Here is a 511-nt window from a genome sequence, read left to right as displayed (position 1 = left end):
GCGGTGGTGGTGTCTGCGGGTTCGGATGGGGTGGTGTTGACGGGTCGGTTGTCGCGGGAGGGTCAGGGGTGGGTGGTTGATCATGAGGTGTTGGGTGCGGTGTTGTTGCCGGGGACGGGGTTTGTGGAGTTGGTGGTGCGGGCTGGGGATGAGGTGGGTTGTGGGGTGGTTGAGGAGTTGATGTTGGGTGCTCCGTTGGTGGTGCCGGAGCGGGGTGGGGTGCAGGTGCAGGTGGTGGTGGGTGATGAGGGGGTTGGTGGTCGGCGTTCGGTGCGGGTGTTCTCGCGGGTGGATGAGGATGCGGGGTGGGTGTTGCATGCGGAGGCGACGGTGATGCCGGGATCGGTTGTCCCGGCCGCCGACCTCACGCAATGGCCGCCCTCCGGAGCCACTGAGCTGGACGTCGACGGTGTCTACGGGTTCCTCGACGGCGCCGGGTACCACTACGGTCCGGCGTTTCGGGGGTTGCGGGCGGCGTGGCGGCGTGGTGACGAGGTGTTCGCCGAGGTGG

The 511-nt window shown here is 67.9% G+C and carries 1 protein-coding gene; it reads left to right on the top strand.

Annotated elements, in window-relative coordinates; all coding sequences use genetic code 11:
* Window positions 1-3: 3 nt before the first annotated feature.
* Window positions 4-511: polyketide synthase dehydratase domain-containing protein (locus CCN51_RS43790; RefSeq protein WP_342749419.1), on the top strand; the 508-nt coding region annotated here is incomplete at its 3' end.

Origin of the sequence: Streptomyces milbemycinicus (genome assembly GCF_002154605.1) — a bacterium.
GTDB lineage: Bacteria > Actinomycetota > Actinomycetes > Streptomycetales > Streptomycetaceae > Streptomyces > Streptomyces milbemycinicus.
The sequence above is the reverse complement of the archived record's forward strand: the minus strand, read 5'-3'. Positions and strand labels throughout refer to the sequence as shown.